Source organism: Sulfurisphaera ohwakuensis (assembly GCF_009729055.1).
In the GTDB taxonomy this organism is placed as follows: Archaea; Thermoproteota; Thermoprotei_A; order Sulfolobales; family Sulfolobaceae; genus Sulfurisphaera; species Sulfurisphaera ohwakuensis.
The window spans coordinates 872485-894593 of the sequence record NZ_CP045484.1 but is presented as its reverse complement, the minus strand read 5'-3'; the positions used below and the strand labels follow the sequence as shown (position 1 = coordinate 894593).

The 22109-nt window shown below is 34.1% G+C and carries 22 protein-coding genes and 2 pseudogenes; 8 read left to right on the top strand and 16 right to left on the bottom strand.

What is annotated here, in order from left to right; all coding sequences use genetic code 11:
• Positions 1 to 89 precede the first annotated feature (89 nt).
• The 4 genes from D1869_RS05160 to fabG all read right to left on the bottom strand — a co-directional run bounded on the left by D1869_RS05160 (position 90) and on the right by fabG (position 4407).
• A complete protein-coding gene (locus D1869_RS05160; protein ID WP_156014205.1) occupies positions 90 to 1604 on the bottom strand; it encodes an AMP-binding protein in 1515 nt (504 codons plus the stop codon).
• A 543-nt stretch (positions 1605 to 2147) separates the two neighbouring features.
• On the bottom strand, positions 2148 to 2498 hold the full coding sequence (locus D1869_RS05155) for a Zn-ribbon domain-containing OB-fold protein (protein WP_156014204.1): 351 nt from the start codon (positions 2496 to 2498) through the stop codon (positions 2148 to 2150).
• Positions 2495 to 3655, bottom strand: a complete 1161-nt coding sequence (locus D1869_RS05150; RefSeq protein WP_156014203.1) for a thiolase family protein — start codon at positions 3653 to 3655, stop codon at positions 2495 to 2497. Before D1869_RS05150 ends, D1869_RS05155 begins: the two co-directional genes overlap by 4 nt.
• Positions 3655 to 4407: a 3-oxoacyl-ACP reductase FabG gene (gene fabG / locus D1869_RS05145; protein WP_156014202.1), complete on the bottom strand. Its 753-nt coding sequence runs from the start codon at positions 4405 to 4407 to the stop codon at positions 3655 to 3657. Before fabG ends, D1869_RS05150 begins: the two co-directional genes overlap by 1 nt.
• 220 nt (positions 4408 to 4627) lie before the next feature.
• Here fabG and D1869_RS05140 point away from each other — a divergent pair, with 220 nt between their 5' ends.
• On the top strand, positions 4628 to 5950 hold the full coding sequence (locus D1869_RS05140) for an MFS transporter (protein WP_156014201.1): 1323 nt from the start codon (positions 4628 to 4630) through the stop codon (positions 5948 to 5950).
• Between the two features lie 273 nt (positions 5951 to 6223).
• Here the strand turns inward: D1869_RS05140 and D1869_RS05135 are convergent.
• The 8 genes and pseudogenes from D1869_RS05135 to D1869_RS05100 form a co-directional block, all read right to left on the bottom strand.
• Positions 6224 to 6349 (bottom strand): annotated as a pseudogene (locus tag D1869_RS05135) (IS1 family transposase); the annotation flags it as partial.
• A 691-nt stretch (positions 6350 to 7040) separates the two neighbouring features.
• Positions 7041 to 8582 carry a hypothetical protein gene (locus D1869_RS05130; RefSeq protein WP_156014200.1) on the bottom strand — a complete coding sequence of 514 codons (1542 nt, stop codon included), beginning with the start codon at positions 8580 to 8582 and terminating at the stop codon, positions 7041 to 7043.
• A 26-nt stretch (positions 8583 to 8608) separates the two neighbouring features.
• Positions 8609 to 9706 (bottom strand): hypothetical protein, encoded by a 1098-nt coding sequence (locus D1869_RS05125; RefSeq protein WP_156014199.1) that lies wholly within the window; start codon positions 9704 to 9706, stop codon positions 8609 to 8611.
• Positions 9707 to 10036: 330 nt separating this feature from the next.
• Positions 10037 to 10357, bottom strand: a complete 321-nt coding sequence (locus tag D1869_RS05120; protein WP_231113730.1) for a type II toxin-antitoxin system VapC family toxin — start codon at positions 10355 to 10357, stop codon at positions 10037 to 10039.
• A gap of 91 nt (positions 10358 to 10448) precedes the next feature.
• Positions 10449 to 10673, bottom strand: a complete 225-nt coding sequence (locus D1869_RS05115) for a VapB-type antitoxin (RefSeq protein ID WP_156014198.1) — start codon at positions 10671 to 10673, stop codon at positions 10449 to 10451.
• A gap of 346 nt (positions 10674 to 11019) precedes the next feature.
• Positions 11020 to 11274 carry a hypothetical protein gene (locus D1869_RS05110; RefSeq protein WP_156014197.1) on the bottom strand — a complete coding sequence of 85 codons (255 nt, stop codon included), beginning with the start codon at positions 11272 to 11274 and terminating at the stop codon, positions 11020 to 11022.
• 251 nt (positions 11275 to 11525) lie between these two features.
• Positions 11526 to 12471, bottom strand: a pseudogene (locus D1869_RS05105) (IS110 family RNA-guided transposase).
• Between the two features lie 165 nt (positions 12472 to 12636).
• Positions 12637 to 13125, bottom strand: a complete 489-nt coding sequence (locus tag D1869_RS05100; protein WP_156014196.1) for a PaREP1 family protein — start codon at positions 13123 to 13125, stop codon at positions 12637 to 12639.
• A 227-nt stretch (positions 13126 to 13352) separates the two neighbouring features.
• Between D1869_RS05100 and D1869_RS05095 the strand changes: the two genes are divergently transcribed.
• The 3 genes from D1869_RS05095 to D1869_RS05085 all read left to right on the top strand — a co-directional run bounded on the left by D1869_RS05095 (position 13353) and on the right by D1869_RS05085 (position 15718).
• Positions 13353 to 14477 carry a hypothetical protein gene (locus D1869_RS05095; RefSeq protein ID WP_156014195.1) on the top strand — a complete coding sequence of 375 codons (1125 nt, stop codon included), beginning with the start codon at positions 13353 to 13355 and terminating at the stop codon, positions 14475 to 14477.
• A gap of 157 nt (positions 14478 to 14634) precedes the next feature.
• Positions 14635 to 15390, top strand: coding sequence for a plastocyanin/azurin family copper-binding protein (locus tag D1869_RS05090; RefSeq protein ID WP_156014194.1), 756 nt, complete (start codon positions 14635 to 14637; stop codon positions 15388 to 15390).
• Between the two features lies 1 nt (position 15391).
• Positions 15392 to 15718 carry a hypothetical protein gene (locus D1869_RS05085; protein ID WP_156014193.1) on the top strand — a complete coding sequence of 109 codons (327 nt, stop codon included), beginning with the start codon at positions 15392 to 15394 and terminating at the stop codon, positions 15716 to 15718.
• 258 nt (positions 15719 to 15976) lie between these two features.
• Here the strand turns inward: D1869_RS05085 and D1869_RS05080 are convergent, their stop codons facing one another.
• Complete coding sequence (locus D1869_RS05080; RefSeq protein WP_156014192.1) at positions 15977 to 16537, bottom strand: class I SAM-dependent methyltransferase; 561 nt, start codon at positions 16535 to 16537, stop codon at positions 15977 to 15979.
• A 266-nt stretch (positions 16538 to 16803) separates the two neighbouring features.
• On the opposite strand from D1869_RS05080, the gene D1869_RS05075 reads away from it, so the two are divergent.
• The 3 genes from D1869_RS05075 to D1869_RS05065 all read left to right on the top strand — a co-directional run bounded on the left by D1869_RS05075 (position 16804) and on the right by D1869_RS05065 (position 18734).
• A complete protein-coding gene (locus tag D1869_RS05075) occupies positions 16804 to 16965 on the top strand; it encodes a hypothetical protein (RefSeq protein WP_156014191.1) in 162 nt (53 codons plus the stop codon).
• Positions 16966 to 17055: 90 nt separating this feature from the next.
• On the top strand, positions 17056 to 18288 hold the full coding sequence (locus D1869_RS05070) for an RNA-guided endonuclease InsQ/TnpB family protein (protein WP_156014190.1): 1233 nt from the start codon (positions 17056 to 17058) through the stop codon (positions 18286 to 18288).
• A gap of 56 nt (positions 18289 to 18344) precedes the next feature.
• Positions 18345 to 18734: a hypothetical protein gene (locus D1869_RS05065; RefSeq protein WP_184651078.1), complete on the top strand. Its 390-nt coding sequence runs from the start codon at positions 18345 to 18347 to the stop codon at positions 18732 to 18734.
• Positions 18735 to 18868: 134 nt separating this feature from the next.
• Here D1869_RS05065 and D1869_RS05060 read toward each other — a convergent pair whose 3' ends face one another.
• Positions 18869 to 19564, bottom strand: a complete 696-nt coding sequence (locus tag D1869_RS05060; protein WP_156014188.1) for a protein-L-isoaspartate O-methyltransferase family protein — start codon at positions 19562 to 19564, stop codon at positions 18869 to 18871.
• Positions 19565 to 19635: 71 nt separating this feature from the next.
• Here D1869_RS05060 and treH1 point away from each other — a divergent pair, with 71 nt between their 5' ends.
• Complete coding sequence (gene treH1 / locus D1869_RS05055; protein WP_156014187.1) at positions 19636 to 21360, top strand: alpha,alpha-trehalase TreH1; 1725 nt, start codon at positions 19636 to 19638, stop codon at positions 21358 to 21360.
• A 56-nt stretch (positions 21361 to 21416) separates the two neighbouring features.
• Here treH1 and D1869_RS05050 read toward each other — a convergent pair whose 3' ends face one another.
• Both D1869_RS05050 and D1869_RS05045 read right to left on the bottom strand, forming a co-directional pair.
• A complete protein-coding gene (locus D1869_RS05050) occupies positions 21417 to 21794 on the bottom strand; it encodes a type II toxin-antitoxin system VapC family toxin (protein ID WP_156014186.1) in 378 nt (125 codons plus the stop codon).
• Complete coding sequence (locus D1869_RS05045) at positions 21760 to 22014, bottom strand: antitoxin VapB family protein (protein WP_156014185.1); 255 nt, start codon at positions 22012 to 22014, stop codon at positions 21760 to 21762. The genes D1869_RS05050 and D1869_RS05045 overlap by 35 nt, the downstream gene beginning before the upstream one ends.
• Positions 22015 to 22109: the final 95 nt, after the last annotated feature.

Genomic DNA, 22109 nt, shown 5'->3' with positions numbered 1-22109 from the left:
TAAATACAAAGTAGTTTGACATTTTTTACAGCTATATTGTTATATCTTATTATGAAGCACTCAAAAGATAGTTTACTAATACTGTGATGTTATGTTCTTTCATTTCTGAAAACTCTTCTCATAATCTTTCCCGATGGTGTCTTTGGAATCTCATTAACAAATCTAATAATTTTTGGCACTTTATATGGTGCTAGATTTTTTCTACATAAAGATATAATCTCCTCCTCAACTTTTTCGCTTGGCGTATAATCATCCTTTAGCTTTATAAATGCTGCAACTGTTTCACCTCTATATTGATCTGGTAAACCTACTACTGCTACTTCACTTACAGCTGGATGCATGTAAATTACTTCTTCCACTTCTCTAGGCATAATCTTAAATCCAGAAGCGTTAATTATATCCTTCTTTCTATCTATAATATAAACCCAACCATCAATTATCTTGCCTATATCTCCTGTGGGGAGCCAACCATCTCTAAATTTCTCCATCTTCCAATAACCTGAAACAACTTGAGGTCCTCTGACTAAAACTTCACCATCTTCAGCTATACTTATCTCAGTATTATAAACCGGTATACCGGAACTTACTATTCCCGTCTCTGGATCTACTGGTAGTTCACCATTATAGGGATAAGGCCATAAAGTTGCGGGAGAAGTAGTCTCCGTAAGACCCCAGGCCATGTAAATCCACTGTCCTATTTTTTTCTTCCATTCAATTTCAAGCATTCTGGGCATAGGCATCCCTCCAGAAGACCAAAGTCTCATGCTTGAGAGATCTTCTCCCTTATACTCATTGAGCATAGCTCTATATGCAGTTGCTACAGCCATTGTTATTGTAGTCTTCTTTTCCTCGACATCTCTTAAAGCTAAAGTTGGATCAAACCTGTATGAAATCACTATCTCACTTCCCGAGATTAATGGTGTTGTGATGTGAAAGATCTGACCGGTAATATGAAAGAAAGGTGCTATTCCCAGAACTTTATCTTTTTCAGTAAACTTAAACCAGTGTTTGTATATTATAGATGAAGCATAAATATTTTTATGTGTTATAGGTACTCCCTTAGGTTTCCCAGTGGTTCCAGAGGTATATACTAATAAGGCTAGATCATTAGGAGAAACATTAACTTTCTCATGATGTAACGATTTGAAGTCTAATTCTTCTTCACAATCAATTATTTTCCATTTGGCTTTCAATTCACTAGGAATTTCATGGAACGTTTCTGGATTAGTAGTTATAGTCCTTATCTTTTTTGTGTTAATAGCCTCACAAGACCTTATCATTAACTTAGCTTCAGAGTTTTCTATTATATAGTCTAATTCCTTCTCTGTATAAGAGGGATTTACCGGCAATACTATTCCTCCTTTTTTCCATACTGCAAACTCAGTGATAATGAACTGCGGAATATTTTGCATTGTAATAATCACAACATCTCCTTTATTTATGTCAAGTTGTGAAGCCACAGAATCTATCATTAGGTTCAATTCTCTATACGTTATCTTTGTACCGAAATAGTCTATAGCTATAGGGTCGTCAGAAGGAATTATTTCTATAACTGGTTTAGTATGTCTTAATTCTTCTAACTCTTCACCTCTTGTATATTTCATCGTTTATACCTCTTGTTCACTTAATTTTGGAGTTTCTATTTTATTCCCAGAATATTTTTACTTGATCCTGGTATTAAACTGGACATGTCTAATCTCCATTTAATAATATGGTCTTTTCTATTAGTGAATGCTAAGGGAAAAAGACATTTCCATATAGAAAATATCTCTTGCGGCTTACATTGTATAGTCTAACTCTCAAAACCTTAAGCTGATACCAGTTAGTAGTTTGAGGAAATTCCCTTACAATAAAAAGTTATAGTATTTTCTCATGGGCTAATAAATATTTTTAATTTACTCCCTTACTTTTTATCCCTTAATGAAAAGAAAATTTTAGTTAATAAGAGGATCTTTCTCATAAATTTTTAACGTAATGTAAAAATGTGACGATTTTCCTATAAGTGCTAACCAGTCCTTTTACTCAAATAATAAACCTAATGCTGAAGTTGTCTATGAGATAGATTATGAAAAATTTACTAGATTACTGTTGGATACTTTAAGAGACTAGGTTTTTAGTATGTCTTAAATATTTAACCCTCTTTTTTGTCAAACCCGACTAGCTAATATACTATAGTACTTATCGTTACGGACTATTTTTACCTTAACTTTATCTCCTATCTTTACGTTATCGGTGAAATTACAGTATACTCTAAATCCCTCTTCAAGTTCAACAATCCCGTAAATCCATGTTTCACCTTTCCTATATATCTTAGTCCACGAGAACACTTTACCGATTCCGGAACTCTTCAGAACTTCAATATTCCTTGAACCGCATTTGGGACAAAAATGCCTAGCATAGAAGAAGGTATAATTACAGTCCTTACACTTTATATAAGGTAGTGAAGAGTCTTTTCTTATAATTTCATCATATTTTGCGTAAATCTCCTCTAATTTCATTTTTCTTCACCCAATACTAAACTAACAGAATGAGCCCTATTCCAACCGCCTATTCCGTTTAAGAAAACTGTGTCAGCATCTTTTACCTGATGCCCTTTTGCCATGTCATTCAACTGGAGTAAGGCTTCCTCCAAGATTACTCCACCGCTCATATATGCTGGTTGCCCGGTGTTAAGGCTTCCTCCACCAGTATTTATTGGAATATCGCCAAGATATGTTGTATCATGTTTTTCGAAGAATTCTCCTCCCTTTCCTTTCTCCGCTAAACCAATATCTTCAACTTGCAACATTACTGTTATGGTGAAGGAATCGTAAAGTTCGAATGCATCAACTTTGTTAAGATTAAATATATCCTTAGCACTCTGAACTGCTGGAGTATAAATTATATCATCAAGCTCTGTTGGCATTACAGTCCAGTGAGCTTCTCCGTAAGCTAAAACATCTATCGGTCTAAGGTTAGACTTAGAACTCCTCTTACTTACTATAAATACGTGAAAGCCATCTATAGGGTAAACAATTTCCAGAAGTCTTAAAGGTTCTGCAACAATAGACGATTTAAGGACTTGTTCTACTGTGAGGGGGTCTCTGAACATAGCCTTATCGTTATTTTGTGCGTTAAACCTCTGTCTTACTGCTATTAATGCCCTCTGCTCATCAGTACTCCCGAACAAATACTTATGCCTATTAGCTACTAAAGCATAATCAGATACCGGATTTAAATCATTAAGACCTCTGAAAAGCCTATCGAATGGTGTTATACTTACATCTGCATATGCTTTATCTACCGAATCTACAGTAACCCCCTTACCTCTTAGATCAGAAGCCTTTCCTCCTACTATGCAAGCAATCGTATCTCCTTCTCCAGCCTTAATAGCTTTATATGCATGATATATCATACTTAAAGCTGATGCACCACCGTAATCAAAAACCTTTGTAAATTTGGGTTTAATACCGAGATATTGGGCTATTTGGGCTGTAGGAAAGTGAAGTGTAGCATAACCATCAAAAGTTCCCGGTAGTACAGTGAGGAAAAGTCCGTCTATTTCGTCTTTGTTTAATCCAGCAACATCTAATGCTGAAAAGAGAGTATCTGCGAGGATTTCGAAAGCAGAGCCTTCATATTTTTTGTACAAATTACTTGCAAAACCTACTATCATTATAGAACTAACCCTCCGGTAACACCTATAACTTCTCCGGTAATATAAGAGGCCTCATCTGATGCAAGAAATGCAACTAAGTTTGCTACATCTTCTGGTTGGCCTATTCTACCCATTGGAATTCTCTCTATAATTTTCTGCCTTACTTTTTCCGGTACTGCTCTGGTCATTGGAGTATCAATAAATCCCGGACAAATTGCATTAACCGTTATATTATATTTAGCTAATTCTCTAGCTAAGGTCTTAGTAAAACCTATTACTCCAGCCTTTGCTGCTGAATAGTTAGCTTGACCTATGTTTCCTAACCAGCTTAATGATGACATATTTATAATTCTTCCGTAATTCCTCCTTATCATACCCTCAACTACTTGTTTAGTCATGTTGAACATACTGTATAAATCTACCCTAATTACTTCATCCCATTGTTCATAAGTCATTTTAACGAACAATGCATCTCTATTTATCCCGGCATTATTCACTAAAATGTCTACATAATCTACTCCAAGCTCTGATACACCTTTGTTATAGAATTCTTTTGTTGAATTAAAATCTCCTACATTAACGTAAAGAGGTACTACTTTGACTTTAGTTTCTTTTATTATTTCCTCAGCTACTTTTCTAAGTTCATCAATTTTTACATCCCCTAAGATTAGATTTGCGCCCCTCTCAGCTAATTTAAATGCTATAGCCCTACCAATTCCACTAGAGGCTCCAGTAACTATGGCTATTTTTCCGTTTAATTCTATGCCCATATGATTAATACAGAGAAGAGAAACTATAAGCTTTTACATTTACGTATAAAAATATTCGAAATGTTTATACTACATTTCAAAATTAACATAATTACTGCAGAATTAAAATAACTTCCCAGATATTTTGAGACGATATAAAGACGTAAGATCTGAGTAATCTATCTTTTATTTTCTATGTTATAATTCCAGTTTATTAGGAGAATTTTAAATATAAGTAAATATGTATTATGTTATTGAGGTGAGTTTTATAAACAGAGATTTACATAAAATTCTTGAAAATGCTAAATGGACTTCTATTCATAGTTGGGCTTTTATATCTTTCTCAGCGGGTATGGCACTTGAAGCTTATATTTTCGGTATGTCATCTATAGCAACAAATTGGGTTCCTGTACCTAAAATTCTTGAGAGTCTGTTATTAAGTTGGGCACCTCTCTGGCTAATAATAGGTATCATAGTAACCGGGCCTTTATCAGATAGGTTAGGTAGAAAAAGGATGTTTTATTTAACAATGTCGCTTTACGCCATAGGTGCCATAGGAATAGCCTTTTCCTATACCTATTACTTGATATTACTTTTTTTAGCAATGTTGCTTTTTGCTGCAGGTGGTGAGATGAATACTATAATGGTAATGAGCCATGAGATAATGCCAAGAAAACATAGGAGTAAAGCTATGTTTTTCGAGATAAATTTCATAAATTTTGGAGGTTTATTGCTAGCAGCTGTTGCATTAAGTAGTGCCTACTCAAGTACTGTATTTCAAAGGTTTATGATAGGTATTACCGCAATTATTATAGCTGTGATTTTAGCTTATGCCAGACAAAAAATTCCAGAGTCTATTAGATGGTTAGAAGATAAGGGAGATATAACTAGAGCAGAAGAGGAAATCAAAAAATATTTTAGCCAAGTGGAAACAGAGGAACCTAGACAAATAAATGATGATCCTATTAAAGATCCAAAGAAGTTGCCTCCAATCTCTCTAAGGCTTGCTGTTACTACGATTATAGCAGCAGCTAATACTATAGGTTTCGGGTTAATGACTTATGTTTTAGGTCCGTATTTCTTCCCGAAGTTAACCGCTATTATACTTCTCGTGGCTAATTCAGCTGAATTTTTAGCTGGACTAGGAATATCACCTTTCGCCGATAGTATATCTAGAAAATTAACCCTTTTAATTTCACTTGCTGGTGTAGTAGCCTCTACTGCTGCAATTTACTTTACTATATCTTTATGGACAACTAATTTAATCCTATTTTGGATTTTATTGGTTATCCTTAATGTATTCACTAGTATAAATTATCTAACAGAAGATACTCTCAAGGCAGAGATATGGCCTACAGTTAAGAGAGGAACGTACACTGCAATAGTTAGATTCATATCTATTGGAGCTTATATACCAACCATATTTTTAACCTCAGGATTATCGATATATCAATATATTTTATTTAACTTGATAGTGTGGACCTCAGGTCTCATAGCTGCAGTAGTATGGTTCGTAAAAGGTATAGAGACTGGCAAAGGTAAAAGTTTGAGTGAGATTTCATGAATAGACTGCTCGTCATAAAGAACTTTTACATTATTTTTTGTGAGATTATATGTTCTTGTCTCTTTGGACTTTTCGTTTATGTTTCAATATTATTGACCTTCATAAGAAGATTCCGCATATTTTTAAACTAAAAATAGGGAGAGTCTAGGTAAAAATTACTTAATAGATCATAGACTTCTATGAGTCTTGAAATTTCGCATAGGAGTAAATTATATTTATTGATGTCCTCATAGGATATACTGAATCTTCTCTCTTTGGATAAATTACGGGCTAAATGACGTTTAGTAAGGCAAGACTATACTTAACCAATCTCTCATTCCTATTAACAGCCTTATTATCCGTTGCTAGTCTAATCAGGTTAGCCCTATAATAAGAATTATAACTCTCCATGATGTAAGTCCTCACGATCTAATCTTATTGATTTCTAAGTTAATTCAATAAAAATTTGTGATTAATTATAATTTTACAAATATTTTTCTAATTTTATGATTATTTGAGAACACACCCTTGAAAACAGTCTAAAAAAGTAATTCGTGTTACTTGCGTAAATAATGCGAAGTATGCTTGATTCTTAGTAGCAAGGTTTTATATTTAAAGCTCAGACTTAAACTAATTTTTATGTTTAATCACTTACTTAATAAATCTTACTTTAAATGTAATATTAATATGAAATTTTTGAATAGTTACTTAAAGGTTATTGCTTATTATATTTTTCGATCTTGATAAAGAGAGTCAATTATAACGTATTTAAACATTAACTGTTTAGATTTTGCACGTTAAATATTAATTTATTATCAAATATATACCGAATTATATAATTTTTTTTTATTTTTATATGGTTATTCATTACACACAGTTATAACGCGATTAGTAAGTTATACCCTAGACTCCAAATTCATTTTACAAAGAGGGGGCGGAAAGCTTCGCAAAGGAGATGGATAGCCCTTTTATATTTAAATTATGAGTTTTCCTAAGTTTCTTTAATGGCTAGGATGGTTAATAAAGCGATCAGAGCAACTGTTCAGGTTGGAGAGAAGTCAGTTATTCATAGAATTTTACACAATTTATAATAAAATTCTAATCGTTCATCTTATGGTTTAGCCCTTCTTCCGCCTTGTAAGAGTTCTGCCATATATTTCTTACCTTCGTTTATGAATTCTTCTAACGTTACAAGTTTATCCTTTACTGGGATCAGTACTTCCATATCTATTCCTTGCCTATCAGAGTCTTTTAGCCTTCCTATAATACCATCTAAATCTAAAAGGACTGCAATAGGTCTCATAACAGCCCAAATACTCTTTGCAAATCCAGCATATTTCTGAACATCTAATAGCTCATCACTAGGTAAATGACCAATACTAGTCTTAGCGTCGATTGCTAAATTCCTATCAATAACATATATATCAGGCTTTAAGTTACCTATATAACTTTCGACATAAATACTCTTTCCATCTATTTTTTCATTTTCTATCAGATGTTTTAATATAAAGGCCTTCAAATTTCTGTGTAAGTCCGTCTCATTACCTAAGTTAGGAATATCTAAGCTAATGTAATTTCTCCTCAACCATCTTCTAGCTGAGCTTAGAAGATCCTCAAACATTTGTCTTGTTCTATCTAACGCATCATAACCCTTCCAATCTAATTGAAAACCAGATGCTAAGTAGGCTAATGTTGATATTTCTTCTCTTGTTAATTTCTCTATTACAATCCTCTTAGGTTTAAATAATATTTTAGGAGATAAGGTATTATAAAGACATTTAGGCATAATAATTATTGAATACTTATAACCGCTTATACCATTAAGCGAATCAAATAGAATATTCTCAATTTCCTGAATTGAATTACACAAATCCTTCTTTAATACGAAAATACCAGACCTAGTCCCTACATCCTTTAACTCTATTCTAGTTAAGTCACTAACACTAGAAATTGTTATTGGATTAGTCTCATATCCGTGAAATAATGCAATCTCAGTAGCTATATATTTTAAGGAATCCTCAATCCCAGGTTTGTTTTCATCATAAACAATTAGTATTGTACCGTTAGTTACATCTATAATTGATGATGTAAGTGAAAAGAAATTATTAAGGAAATCAACATCTAATCTAACGTCTTTCTTTTTACTCTCGAGGAGCTCCTTATCGTTCCTTTCGAAGGTAGTTAGTTTAGAACTTAATGAGACATCTAATGAAGATACTGAAACGGTTACTTTGGGAGGGAAGAACAACTTAGGTAATTTGACTTTCTCCTCATCAACCTTAAAGGAGATGTCTAGTGAACTAATCATGACAGTAGGGGGTGGCTGAAAGTGGAGTTTCTGAATAGGTACTGAAATTTCGGAGATCGAGAATGTCGTATCTAATGAGTTCACTGTAACGATAGGTTTTTGAGGAAATGATAACTTTATGGGTGTAGGATTATGCTCAGCTATTTTGAATTGTGTATCAAGCTCTCCTACACTCATAACTTTAGGAGGTAGTGGGAATTGGAGAGTTAAAGTTGCTGTGACAGAGGGCTGGGTTTCTGAAGAGACCGTGGCTTTTTGTTCTATTCTTAATTTCTTCTCTTGTCGGACCTTTACATCTTCTGTTAGGATAAAACTTTCATTTCTTTCTTCCTTTCTGCTTTCCATGGCTCAACACCTTGAGGAGAGAGTATCTAGATATCTAGATAACATGCCAGCCCTATACTAATCCGATCATTTCTTTCAATATCCAAATGTCGTATTTGATATACATAAATAAGTAATAATCCAATATCGTTTAGGAAATTTATAAGATTATTTCCATAATGATTACTGAAATAAATACCTTTAGACGTATAGCGATAGCTACAATGGACATTAAACTTCTCAATTAAACATCCAAAATTCTCATAATCTTTATCACCTTTAAATAAGGGCTTTATATTAGAAAATAGTCTTCTATAATCATCTTTAACATCCCTATCTAACTTAGTGTAATAAGTTAAAGGCGCTCCAAAAAGTTCAGAGATTTTATGGTCTATTACCATAATTGCTGAACCAATACTTGTACCCATTACTTGGTCATTTAAGTTAAGAGTTACGTTAACCATATCAGCATAGCCCCAGATTGTGTATTCCTTTTTTTGGTCTGGTAAATAACTTATTTCTAGTATTTTACTTAAGCCAAACAGTTTCATTATTTCCTCGTTAAATTTGGGGTACGCAAGTTTGAAGGCTTTTAACGTTGTGCCTCTCAAACTTGTTACAAAGAAGGTTTTAGGATTATAAATGCTCAGAAAACTTAGTGAAGTTTCCTCAAACTCCTTAAGGGTCTCCAGCACACTACGATAGTCAGTTATTGGAGGAGAAGAAACGTTAGGCTTACTTATCCCTTTTGTATTGAGGATGAAATCCAGATTAGAGTAAATGTTAAGAACCTTCTTATATAACTCATTTTCCTCAAATTGTATAGGCACATTAATGTTCTCTCCAACCTTAATAGCGGAGATTACTGCATTCACGTCAAAGTCAAGCCCAAACATATCTCTGTAAAACTTTGACGCGCTTAACTCAGTAAAACTTCCATCTTCTTCCACACCACCGAGTAATATAGTTTTATATCCCTCGTCCTTTATTAAGTCCACTGCATTCTTACCAGAGAGATTTTTAACTTGTTCATAAATTTTCAAGAACTTAACTGTAGCTTCATATAGCCTTAACACGTCTTGGTTAAAATATTCATTCCAAGTATTCATATCGTAGTATTTTATGTCAAGTATTCCCTCTTCCATTAATAAAATCTTACTTTAACCACATATATGTCTATCTATCGTAAATTTTGCGATTATAGTAAGTTTATTGAAGTTAAGCTTTATTTTTCCGATTAACTCCTTTTTGATTTAGTTACAGAAAAATTCTATTGCATTATTTTTATAAAGTAAATTAAACGGATTAACAAACCAGAAGTATTTTGAGTTTCCATCATAGTGTGATATTAATTGTACCATTAGGAATTAATGGATATTATATAAACACCTTAGGTTGTTCCATTCATGAATTTTAGCCATAGGTTTTAACGCTAAAGAAAGCTAAAACAAGGTTTTCATTTTTCTGTTTTTCCCTCACTTTAAAAAATCCCCTGGGTCTATTCTTTTGATTCCAGCTACTTTATCGAATACGTGATCTGTGGAAATTATGGTCTTATCCTTATCGTATAATAAGCAAGATGCTACATAATAAGAATCGAATACTGAGGATATACCGTATTGATGCGTCGAAGATATTGCGAGAAGATCCATATTTACGGTAGTAGGAATCCATTCTATGTTAGGTATGCTTTTTAATGCACCAAGTTTTAGGAGTATATCTTGTAGAGATAAATTCATATTCCTTAAAACATAATAAAGTTCATGAAATACTTCTCTAGAAGCTACTACTCTCAATTCTCCTTTAGCTATTCTTAAAAGAATTGTTTCTGTCGCTGTTTTAAGCCTATAGTTAGACTTTATACTAAGAAAATGTCACTCTCTATCATCATTTTGAGTGCCTTCCTAATGCGTCGTTTTCAGCAATCTCTTTCAACTCCTTAATACTAAGTTTGGTTTCAATTATGCCAGAAGTTTCAGCTAGAGGCTCCTTGGGAATAGGAATGCCAATGAAGAAAGTTCCAGCATTAATAATTATTACTGAGTCGGCATTAGCTAGGTTTTTAGGAAGTTTTATTCGACCTCTATCATCAACTTTTACAACGTAGCCCATACTATATATTATGAATCCCCAGCTTATTACTTTTTTCCGTTTGTCCCTACACCTTCATTTCAATCATGATTGAGTGTAGGGACTTAGCCCTCAACAACCTACATGTGGGTCATGGGACTCCTTTGAGCCCAACGGCACGGGGCTCACATCTCTGCAATTTTCATCCTCTTGGGCATAGCCCACATCAGCATGAGAGATAATTTCCACCATAGAAATGTAAAATAAACGAAAATATAAAAATATTTCTATCAATATGAAAAAGGATTCAGTCCACTTACGCAAATTTATCCCACATAGTCTTAAGGTTAGTTAAGTGTTATATTCTGCTTATTTTATAAGAGAAGAATTAGAATAGTCCCCTTTTATTCCTAGGATAAGTAAATGAATGATTATAAGAGGAAGCCATAATAAAAATCCTTATATGTCCCTTAATTACAAAATGAGGGTTAAGGGGGCGGAAAGCTTCACTCTTCAGGGTGGAGATGGATAGCCCCCTTATATTTATATACCCCTTTATCGAGATATCTTTTAGTGATGTTAATGACGCTCTTCCCCAGCTCGATTGGGGGCTTAATGGGACTGAGGGAGGGGCAACTATCATTCCTCTTCTCTCTTTCACGGGATTCGGACAATATGGATGACGGATCCCCTACTCTAATTTTGGGGTGGGTCTCTGCCCCACCCGACTGCCCACCAAATGAGAGATGTAATCCCGAATCGATGGTGGGAACGATGAACCCTCTGGAAGGGAACCCCCGACCCTTCCAGGGTGGGGAGCTTCCGGTATAAAAACCTTTCCATGAAAAATCGAGCATAGTCTACACTACTTATGGAAAAGTAAGGCTCTCCTTATCACTCGCTAGCATCAAATGGTTTATTATAATACAGCACAGCCCAAGTAATAACAGCTAATTTCCTTGCACAGGCAATAATCAACTTCTTACCCTTCAACTTTCCCTTATGCTCTTCATAAAAACGCTTGATAACAGGATTAACCCTAATAGCAGTTAAAGCTGCAAGATAGAAAGCTCTCCTCAAAACAGCATCACCCCTCTTAGAAATACCCTTAGAAACAACACTCTTACCACTAGACTCAATAACTGGGTCAAGACCGCAATAAGCAACAAACCTCTTCTTATCACTAAAGCGCCTAATATCACCAACCCAAAATTATACAACCCAAGGTTTTACCAATACCAGGAATGGTGAAAATCAAACTATCCTTGGGAACAAGATCCTCAAGTTTCTCCTCAATCTCCCTCTTCCTAACCTCAAGTCTCTCCAACTCCTCCAAAAGAAACCTAACCTCAACCAAGACAATACTATCCCCACCCCTCAAAACCTCCTCTAAGTTCTTCTTGGACAAACTATCCTTATAGCCCAAAAGTGTCAAATCCCTCCTCAACCTATTCTTAACCCTAGCAATACTCTTAACAACAAAATCCCATTGGCTAGTTAACTCCCTAGCATCACTTGTTGTAAACTCACTACCCATACTTACAACTAGTTCAGCAAGCTTTTTAGCATCATTCTTATCACTCTTCTTACCCCTAAAGTCCTTGAACTTCTTGAGTATGAAGGGATTAATAATCCTAACGTCATACTCTCCCATCAAGTACTTTGCTAGGTTAATGTGGTAAATTCCAGTACTTTCAATACCCACTTTACAACCCTTAGGCAAGATCTTAATTATCTCCTCATAACCTTGCCTATCATTAGGAAACTCGTAGTATTTGCCTTGGAAATATACTACTAATTTATCTTTTGATACGTCTATTCCTGCGACTGGGGCCTCCATGTATACTCACCCTTATGTTTTATTCGGGCTTTTTGCCCAACTTCCGGTCCGAATTGGAGGCGGGCCAAGCTCCCCGACGGGCTTCAAGCCCAAGGAAGTCAACGGCCTACACCCCAGTCAGATCTGTATTACACAGATCTGACTAATATGTTTTATATAAGGAAGTCAGTATCCTTTGCTAGCAATAATTTTTTCAATTGCCTTTAGAAGCTTTTCCAAGTCCACTTTCATAAACTCTATTGAGGGATATCTGCTTACTTCACCACTTTTATCTAATCCATTATATTGAAATTCATGTAGTTTAATTGCAATATCGGTATAAGCTTCTATATCATTTCCTATTATACTATCAAGTATTTGGGCTACACTACTCATCTTACTTGTCGGCATTACCGCAATTATCCATTCAGCATAATTAACTATTCTTCCATCCCTCATCCTTTTCTTTCCCTTAAAGTATTTAGAAAGCTCTTGCACATAGTCAACTGAAATAGCTGCCAATAAAGCCTTCCAAGCTTGAAAAGCTTTACCTGCGGCATTTCTAAATAATCCGTTTTCAAGGAATCTTTTAGCCAGTTCAGCCTCATATTTAGCTTCTGTCAATCTATCTTGTTTATATTTCTTATCATCAATCCAGGGTTTTGTAACTTCCACATTTAAACTTTTAACTCCTAGCTTTTATACATTAGCAGGGAAAATACGAGTATAGCATGTATGAGAAAAAAGATATAAAGAATACTCAGTGTTTACCCATGGCGTACCTTACTTCCGGTCTAACCATCGGTGTCTATGACGGAAAGCTCAAGTAGAGACTTGTAATCTTTTTTTCCGATAAGTGTTTAATGAAGAAAAAATAAATTTCACATGGTTATTTTATTAATATGCTAAGGGACTTTGAAGAGATCATGTGTACTAAAGAGGAATATTATGATGAGTTCGGAAGATTTCATGAAATACCTTATTACGTCCCAGCTAAATGTTATATGAAGGAGTATGAATGGGGTACTGCTACAATTTTGGAAGATGATTTGGATATTGAGTTTGGAGACTCATTAACAGTTTACTTAGATATAGTTAACTTTCCTCCACTAATTGTTGAACATGTGATAGAAGATGATGAGGGATATGATGCAATAGTAGAGGCTACAATGAATTATAATAAGGCAAGTATATCCTTCTATTCCGGTATGATACCAGTAGACTATAATCTGGAGCTTGAGTGTAATAAGGATAAAATAGTTGAATGCGTTGATAATGTATCTTCATGGATAAATGATTATGTTAAATACCTAGTTAAGGTGGCTGAAGATTTCTTAAGAAAGAATAAGCCGGAAGAATTAAGTGAGGTTAAATGTGAAAAATGTGGTGTTACATTAAGGAAATATGAATACCCCTATCATTTAGAGACTCATGAAATTGAGGAGGCTAAGAGGCAGTTAAAGGAAATTGAGGAAAGGATATATGAAGGTATAGATGAAAAAGAGTACCCTTTAGCATTTAAGTATTTTAGAAGTGAGATTGATAAATTAATTAGTAGTAGACTTCTGCCTGTTTTTAAGGATTTAGCAGAGAAGATAAATCAGGAGATTTCTACGATGGGAATAATTCATATAAATTCTAGGCAATTATACGTTCTTAAGGATATACAGGAGGAAATAATAAAGAACGTGCCTAAGATAATTAGGGATAAGTTTATTTTAGAGATGACTATAATACCCGCAATATTGTCAAACAGTGCGTTAGATAAATTCATTAATATGACGGTTAACGGGCAAATAATTGAGAAGAGAGGATATAACTTTAGTGTGAATGTAAAAAGAAAAAGAGGTTGGTTTTATGTGTATATGTACCTTAATGGTGATCATATAGCATACTTTAGGGTTGACGCTAAAACTAAAGATAAGATAAGGAGTAAGGTTGCAGAGTACGTAATAGATGAGAAAAAAGTAGAAGAGATTACAGAGGAGTTGTATAATAAAGTGAGAGAGAAAATAGGAATAAAATAATGCTAGAAAAAATATTAATTTGATAAATAAAAGAATTTAATTAATATATAATGACTATTATTAGTTTTTATCCTTAAAATATGTTTAACTAAAAATCATATATTTTAATAAAAGTTTATAGGTAGATTTAAATATCATAAAGATAAAAAGTAATACTATGAATCGGTTATTTATAATATTAATTGTATTAGCTGTTGTAGTTGCTGGTGTAGTTTCATATGCTTACTACATGGTTTATCTACCGCAGCAATATCAACAAGAGTCTGCAAACTACTATAATCAACAATTACAGAATATGGGATATTATGGGCAAGGAATGATGGGTGGAGGGATGATGGGAGGTGGAGGAATGTATCATATGATGGGATATTATGGAGGATATGAAGTGATGTATGAAAGTACAGTACCTATATCTGAGGCGATATCTATGATGAGAGATGTTCCTTCATATGCAAAGGTATTTCCTAATAACGATAGTATAATCTTTACATCAAAAGATATTACTATAGTGGTTTTATCAATGGGACATAAAAGGGCTGTAAACTTAACTGGTTATACTCCTCCTTCTTATGCTCAACATAATGTTTTCGTGATTTATGGTTTAATAAATCCCACATTGATAATACCTTCTGGTGCTTCAGTCCATGTCGTGTTAATAAATCTTGATGCGGGTGATTATCACAATATTGCGATAACTCCAGTTTCTCCTCCTTATCCATATTATGTCATGATGTATATAAGAATGAATGTATTGGGAATGAGTCCCTTATTACCTCCAGCGAATTATAACTCTGGACAGGCTTATGAGTTCAGTTTTACTACTACATTTTCTCAACCAGGAACTTACTACTATTTATGTGAATATCCAGGACATGCAGAAATGGGAATGTACGGTGAAATTGTAGTGATGTAAAATGGAGACTTATCAAATTTTAGGACTTATTGGATCAATATTATTACTAGTTTTTGTAATACCAGCATTCATGTTCTTTTTTAATAGACCTTACATGATGGGAGGGATGATGGGATATGGTTTTATGATGATGGGATTTCCATTCTTCTTTATGTTTATACCAGCATTTATATTAGGTATTATAGGTTCATTAATAAATGATAGAATGGTTTCAGGAATTCTTCTAATTTTAGCCTCAATATTTTCTTTGCCATTTGGATTCTTCGGAATAATACCGTTTATACTTCTACTAATTGCGGGCATTTTAGCTCTTACAACTAAAAAGTAATGTCATTTCTTATTTAAAAACGCTACAGATGTTATAATAAAGATACTATTCTTTATTGAGATAAAATTCTATCGTTTAAAGCTATGGGTATTATAGGATTCCACATAGATGTTATATCCTATTATTTAATTAGGAAAGATTCTTAAGGATTATGATATATTTAGATTTTTTAAAGATTTAGTGTGTGTATAATTCTTTAATTTTAACAAATATAAACAGAGAATATTTATTTGGATAAATAATTCTGAAGATATTATCTCACGATGTTTTAGGTTTTTCTAAGATAACCCAAGCACTTAACCATCTCTTTCCCTTTTCCTTAATTAGAGTGAAAAGTGAGAAAAATTCTTCTGCACTTAGGGCTCTAGGATCTTTATTTACTCTCCCAAGCCTTACTGTAACATATGCTTTCCCACCTTTTTTGAGAACTCTTTCTATATCTTTTGCCAGTTCTTTATGAAGAACTGTACAGCACAATACATCTTTCGAAATTAAAAAGTCGACAGACTCTGTCCTTATTGGACTTAAATTCCTACTCACAATGGTCTTTACATTGTTGATTCCTAATTTTTTCAGTTTTTTCTCAAGATAAGAAATAGTTTTTGGATCTGAATCAACAGCGTATACAATACCCTTTTCTCCTACAAGCTTAGCCATAGGTATTGTATAGTATCCTGGCCCGGAACCGTGATCGACTACAACCATTCCCTCTACTATAAACTTTCTTAAGAGAGAATAAGGGTTTTCAAATAACCTACGTAGTGGTGACGATAAGATGAAAGGTGGTATATGCCTATCATTAACCTCGGTTTCAACCATAACTAAAATTAACTCAAGAGCTAAAAATAGTTTTCCCAAAATGGATTACCAATGCTGAGTTTACTTTTAAATTAGCACTGTGATAGAACCTCACTTATATAAGTAGTTGATAAGCTTAGCGTATGAGAAAGATAGGATTTACCAAAGCACCAAAACGAAGATATACTACTAACTACGCATCCTCCACCTCATCCCTCCCGTATCCCCGGGAGGTTCCGCTTCATCGTCACTATAAATATATATAGCACTGACTAATAAAAACCTTTATGTTATTTTTAGGCATTGATACTTCTGGGGATCATGATCTCATATCACCTTATGTTATAAGTATAGTAGTTTCAGACGATAGTAATTCAATAGAAGAGACAAAATTTGGTAAGGCTTTTAAGGAGATTAAACGGACGTTAGGAAAAGATTATAAAGTTTAGGGGTTCAAAGGGGGCGAAAAACCTCGCCAGTGGGGATGGATATCCCCCTTTGTAGAAATATTTTTTAATCCACTCTCGAACATTTTATTAATGCCCAACGTAGGGTTCCGCTTTCGTGCATATGTTGACGATCAAACAATTAGGGCGTTAAAAGCCCAGTTGAGGTTAGCATGTGAGATGTACAACACCCTACGCTGGGCAGATATCTATTTCTACCAAAGGGACGGAAAGGGTCTTACACAAACGGAGTTAAGACAACTCGCTCTAGATCTAAGAAAGCAAGATAAGGAGTACCAACAACTCTACTCACAAGTAGTACAGCAAATTGCCGATCGTTATTACGATGCTAGGGATAGGTTCTTCAAAGGTCTAGCACACTTTCCTAAGGAGAAGAAACCCCATAAGTACTACTCTCTTGTTTACCCACAAAGTGGATGGAAAATACTTGAGAGCAGGGAAATAAGGACTAAGAGTAGGAAGAATAAGAAGAAGCTGATGTTATTGGGGTTATCAAATCTCGGCGTGTTTAAGGTCATTGTTCATAGGGACTTCCCGCTTGACAAAGTAAAGAGGGTGGTAGTTAAACTAACACGTTCAGAGAGAGTATATGTCTCCTTCATAGTTGAAGGTGTTGGATTCTCTCAACTCCCAAAGACTGGTAAGGTAGTTGCAATAGATGTTGGGGTAGAGAAACTCTTAACCACGAGTGATGGGTTCTATTTCCCTAACTTGAGACCTTATGAGAGGGCACTTGAGAAGATAAGGAAACTCCACAAGGTTCTCTCGAGGAAAGAGTTCTTGTCGAAAAATTGGTTTAAAGCAAAAGTGAAGTTAGCTAGGGGTTATGAACACTTGAAGAACTTGAGACAAGACCTCTATATGAAGTTGGGCAAATGGTTCGCACAACATTATGACGTTGTAGTAATGGAGGACATAGATGTTAAACAACTGGTGGAGGAGTCAGAAAGGAAGTTGAGGATGAGGTTACACGATGTTGCATTCCATGAGTTGAAGAGAATACTAGGATATCAGTTGGAAAAATATGGAAAGAAACTGTTGTTAATAAATCCAGCATATACTTCAAAGATGTGTGCCAAATGCGGGTACGTAAAGAGAGAGTTAACTTTGACTGACCGTGTGTTCAGCTGTCCTAAGTGTGGTTGGGTTACTGATCGTGATTATAACGCTTGCTTAAACATATTGAAGAGATCGGGGTGGGAGCCATCCTTAGTGCCTGTGGAGCTCTACCCTCTACCCGTAGCGAAAAGCTACGGGCAAGGTGGGGCTATGAAGCAGGAAGCTCCGCCCTTCAGGGCGGGGTAGCTCACATTATCCACGCTACTAATGACTCAGAGAAAATTAGAAGGTTAGTAATAGATGTGTTTGAGAAATACGGAATAGAGTCTTTTATAGTCATATTACTTGACAGAAACAAAGTTGACAAAAAATATTTATTAGGAGTTTTTAAGAGTTTCAATTTTAATAAGAGCTCTACATTTGCGTTTTACGATAATCCTATATTTGATGACTTGTTAGAAAGGATTGTTAGAAAATCTTTTAGGGTATCCTTATCGAAACATGGAAGGAGTTATATGAGTGTTCCTCTGCAGATTGCTGATTATTTTTCTTACTTCTGGTGGGAACTCTTTTCGGGTAAACTAAAAGACTACGTATCTTTTGAGAAAATACTTAACTTAACCATTAAGGTCGATATTGTAGGTTTAAACAGAAAGATTTCTCTAACTAAAATACCCGTTGAAAGTACTTAACTATATCACATTAGTTGATTTAATACGTAATCAGATTTAATTAAGGAATATAACTTGTAAATCTATTTTTAATAACAAAGAAAATATTGAGAACAAGGAAAAACTGAGGATTGCCTTATCTAATGCAGGAAATTTTAAGTTTTCTTTACCAAATTATCTAATATAGATTTTATTTGTCTTTCTAATTTATTGACTCTAAATTCAATATCATCATAATCATCATAAAAACCGTAAAGACCACCGATTCTTCCAAACATAACTTCCCCTAGGTTCTCAAGTGATGGATTATTTCCTTTCTTAATCACTTTGTAAAGTTTCTGTACTCTTCCAACTCCTATTGGTAAAATCATTATTCCTCCATCTTTAAGCTGTTCATAAGGTTTACAAAGAAGCGTAGGTGCAGTAGCCCAAACAATCGCCCTATCATAAGGTTTCTCTTCTTCATATCCTAACGTCCCGTCACCCAGTATAAGTTTTATATTATGATAAGAAGAAAGTAGTTTAGAAGCATAATTATACATTTTCTCGTTTATTTCTACGCTTACAACTTTATCAACAATTTCAGCAATTAAAGCAGTATAATATCCAATTCCTGTTCCTATCTCAAGAACCTTCTGTCCCTTATGAAGGTCTAGCTCATCTAACATAAAAATTCCTAAGTTAAGAGCAGTAGTATTTATACCCGGCAGAATTGGTAGAGCTTCATTTACATGAGTATATGCATAATCCTTTAAGTTCTCTGGAAGGAATAAAGACCTATCAACTTTGTTGAAAGCTTCAGCTAACTCTCGAGTCTTAATCTTTCTCAATATTTCCTCTTTTTCACTCATATATTAACTACTGTATTAGCGAAAAAAAGGTTTTAAGAAAGGTATTTATTTTATAAACCTGAATTTCATACGTGAAATTAGGTTTTATATCAAACCAGATAACCTCCGCAATTATACAAGGTACTTCAATAGTTTGGTTCCCAGTTCCTAAGTTTGATTCTCCTTCAATATTTGCTAAGCTACTAGATGAAGACGGGGGAGAGTTCTCTATAGTAGTAAAGAAAGAGTCTCAGCTAAAGCAGTATTATGAGCATCCTTTGGTGTTAACTACAGAAGTTAATACAGAAAAAGGAAAGATTAAAATTACTGATTTATTACCCTTAGGTGAAACTGTGATAATAAGAAAGGTTGAAAGTGAAGTTCCATTTTCAGTAGTTTTCAAACCCTTCTTTAAGTATGCACTTTATAGGCCAATAATACTAAAGGATAAGTTTATCAACTCTAAGGGTAGGGATTGCGTAGCTTTTCTCTATAGTTGGGACGGGAAAGTTAAAAGAGAAGGACCTTTCGTCTGGAAATTTTCTGAAGGGAAAGGATTTTTAATAGCTAACTACTCTACAGATGTGGAGCATGGAGCTTTAAGTGAAAGAGGAAAGAATTTAAGATTAAATTTTGAGAAGCCTTTCGAGAAGACCATAGAATACTGGGAGAGTTTTGAAGTTAAATCTAACATGTATGAGGATCTATACAAATCTTCAGTTTTCGTTCTTTTAGGTTCAATTTATTCTCCTTCTGGAGCATCAATTGCAGCTCCCACTACTTCTTTGCCAGAAGTTGTTGGTGGCTCAAGAAATTGGGATTATCGTTTTGCTTGGGTTAGAGATTCATCAATTACGGCTGAGGCATTAATTAATGCAGGGTTTATTGTAGAGGCTAGAAGGATACTCAATTTCCTTTTGTCATTAATTAACTTTACGTCAAAACCTTTCTATTATCCTTTATATACTATAGAAGGTACAATACCTCCACCAGAAGTTAAATTAATGTGGTTATCTGGATATAAGAACTCAAAGCCCGTTAGAATAGGAAATGCAGCATCAAAACAAATACAACTTGATGTAGAGGGATTCTTCTTAAACGCACTTTATAAATACTTTGAAAAAACTGGAGACAAGGTTTATATAAAAGACGTCTTTGACAAAGTTGAATACATTGCAGATTGGGTTTCCGAAAACTGGTTATTAAAGGATTCTGGAATATGGGAGGACAGAGGTGAACCTAGGCATTATACTCACTCTAAAATAATGATGTGGGTAGCCTTAGATAGAGCTGGAAAGCTTGCAGAACATATAGGCAAAGAAGATAGATGGAGGGAAAGTAGAGAATCACTGAGGAAATGGATTTTAGAAAAATGTGTAACAAATGGTTATTTTGCAAGATTTGCTGGAAGTGAAGACGTTGATTCATCAATACTTTCCGCACCTCTATATGGTTTTGTGAACGAAAGAGATATACTTTTCTTAAATACTTTGTCTAAGATAGAGAAGGAACTTAAAGTCGGTAACTTTGTTAAGAGATATAAGACCGACTTTATGGGAGAAGCTAAACATCCATTTCTCCTAACTACATTATGGTTAGCTAGAGTTTATATAAGGCTGGGAAGAATTGAAGAAGCAAAGAATATAATCTCTAACATAGAAGAGATAGCAGGGAACTTAAAGCTTATTGGAGAACATTTAGATGTTGAGAAGAAGGAATTTACCGGTAATTTCCCCCAAGTATTTGTACATGCCGAAATTATTAACTTAATTAAGGAACTTGAAGAGAAAGAAAGTAAAGGAATGATTAGTAGTTAAAGAAAGGGTTAAGAATTAAAAACCTTTAATGATAAATTCATTGACTTTGCATTTGATTATGAAAGTATAAGTAGCTTGAAATTCTCATATTCCCCTTTTATCCTTAAAAAATCTGTATCTTTAGTTACAAGGGTTAAATCTCTATTGATAGCTTGAGCTGCCATTAGTATGTCAAAAGATCCGATTAGTATTCCTTTATCTCTCAATCTTTTATAAATTCTCGATGCTATTACAGAATCCTTTAGGGTAACGCTTAAAACTTTAAATGATGATAGAAAATCTAACATTTTATTTTCATTAATTTTTCCTAATAATATCTCATAGACGCTCAATGAGCTAACATAAAAATCTTCAGCATTATCTAGAATTTCTTTTGCTTTCTTATTTCCCTTCAAGTACTCAATAATCGCTGAGCTTTCTAGTAATATCTTCATCAATCCTCTTCCTCATTTCCTCAATTTCTTTAGTCAACTCCTTGGCCTCTTCCTCCTTAAGAATCCCAAAATATTTTTCAATTTTTTTCCTCCTTACATTCAACGATTCTTCTATTAATTCTTCAATCACTTCACTAAAGCTTTTATCTCCTTTAATTTCAAGCAATTTTTTGTACACATCATCCCTTATCATTATCGTTTTCATATATACTATATACATACTATAGGTAATAAGCTTATTTTGAAGTTATTCTGATAGCAGTTTAAGGAAATTACTTTACCATAAAAATTATAATATTAGCTCATGAAATAATA

Coding starts and splice junctions, on each gene's coding strand:
- D1869_RS05160 (WP_156014205.1), bottom strand. CDS start 1,604: ATGAAATATACAAGAGGTGAAGAGTTAGAAGAATTAAGACATACTAAA.
- D1869_RS05155 (WP_156014204.1), bottom strand. CDS start 2,498: ATGAAATTAGAGGAGATTTACGCAAAATATGATGAAATTATAAGAAAA.
- D1869_RS05150 (WP_156014203.1), bottom strand. CDS start 3,655: ATGATAGTAGGTTTTGCAAGTAATTTGTACAAAAAATATGAAGGCTCT.
- fabG (WP_156014202.1), bottom strand. CDS start 4,407: ATGGGCATAGAATTAAACGGAAAAATAGCCATAGTTACTGGAGCCTCT.
- D1869_RS05140 (WP_156014201.1), top strand. CDS start 4,628: ATGTATTATGTTATTGAGGTGAGTTTTATAAACAGAGATTTACATAAA.
- D1869_RS05130 (WP_156014200.1), bottom strand. CDS start 8,582: ATGGAAAGCAGAAAGGAAGAAAGAAATGAAAGTTTTATCCTAACAGAA.
- D1869_RS05125 (WP_156014199.1), bottom strand. CDS start 9,706: ATGGAAGAGGGAATACTTGACATAAAATACTACGATATGAATACTTGG.
- D1869_RS05115 (WP_156014198.1), bottom strand. CDS start 10,673: ATGGGCTACGTTGTAAAAGTTGATGATAGAGGTCGAATAAAACTTCCT.
- D1869_RS05110 (WP_156014197.1), bottom strand. CDS start 11,274: ATGATAGTTGCCCCTCCCTCAGTCCCATTAAGCCCCCAATCGAGCTGG.
- D1869_RS05095 (WP_156014195.1), top strand. CDS start 13,353: ATGCTAAGGGACTTTGAAGAGATCATGTGTACTAAAGAGGAATATTAT.
- D1869_RS05090 (WP_156014194.1), top strand. CDS start 14,635: ATGAATCGGTTATTTATAATATTAATTGTATTAGCTGTTGTAGTTGCT.
- D1869_RS05085 (WP_156014193.1), top strand. CDS start 15,392: ATGGAGACTTATCAAATTTTAGGACTTATTGGATCAATATTATTACTA.
- D1869_RS05080 (WP_156014192.1), bottom strand. CDS start 16,537: ATGGTTGAAACCGAGGTTAATGATAGGCATATACCACCTTTCATCTTA.
- D1869_RS05075 (WP_156014191.1), top strand. CDS start 16,804: ATGTTATTTTTAGGCATTGATACTTCTGGGGATCATGATCTCATATCA.
- D1869_RS05070 (WP_156014190.1), top strand. CDS start 17,056: ATGCCCAACGTAGGGTTCCGCTTTCGTGCATATGTTGACGATCAAACA.
- D1869_RS05060 (WP_156014188.1), bottom strand. CDS start 19,564: ATGAGTGAAAAAGAGGAAATATTGAGAAAGATTAAGACTCGAGAGTTA.
- D1869_RS05050 (WP_156014186.1), bottom strand. CDS start 21,794: ATGAAGATATTACTAGAAAGCTCAGCGATTATTGAGTACTTGAAGGGA.
- D1869_RS05045 (WP_156014185.1), bottom strand. CDS start 22,014: ATGTATATAGTATATATGAAAACGATAATGATAAGGGATGATGTGTAC.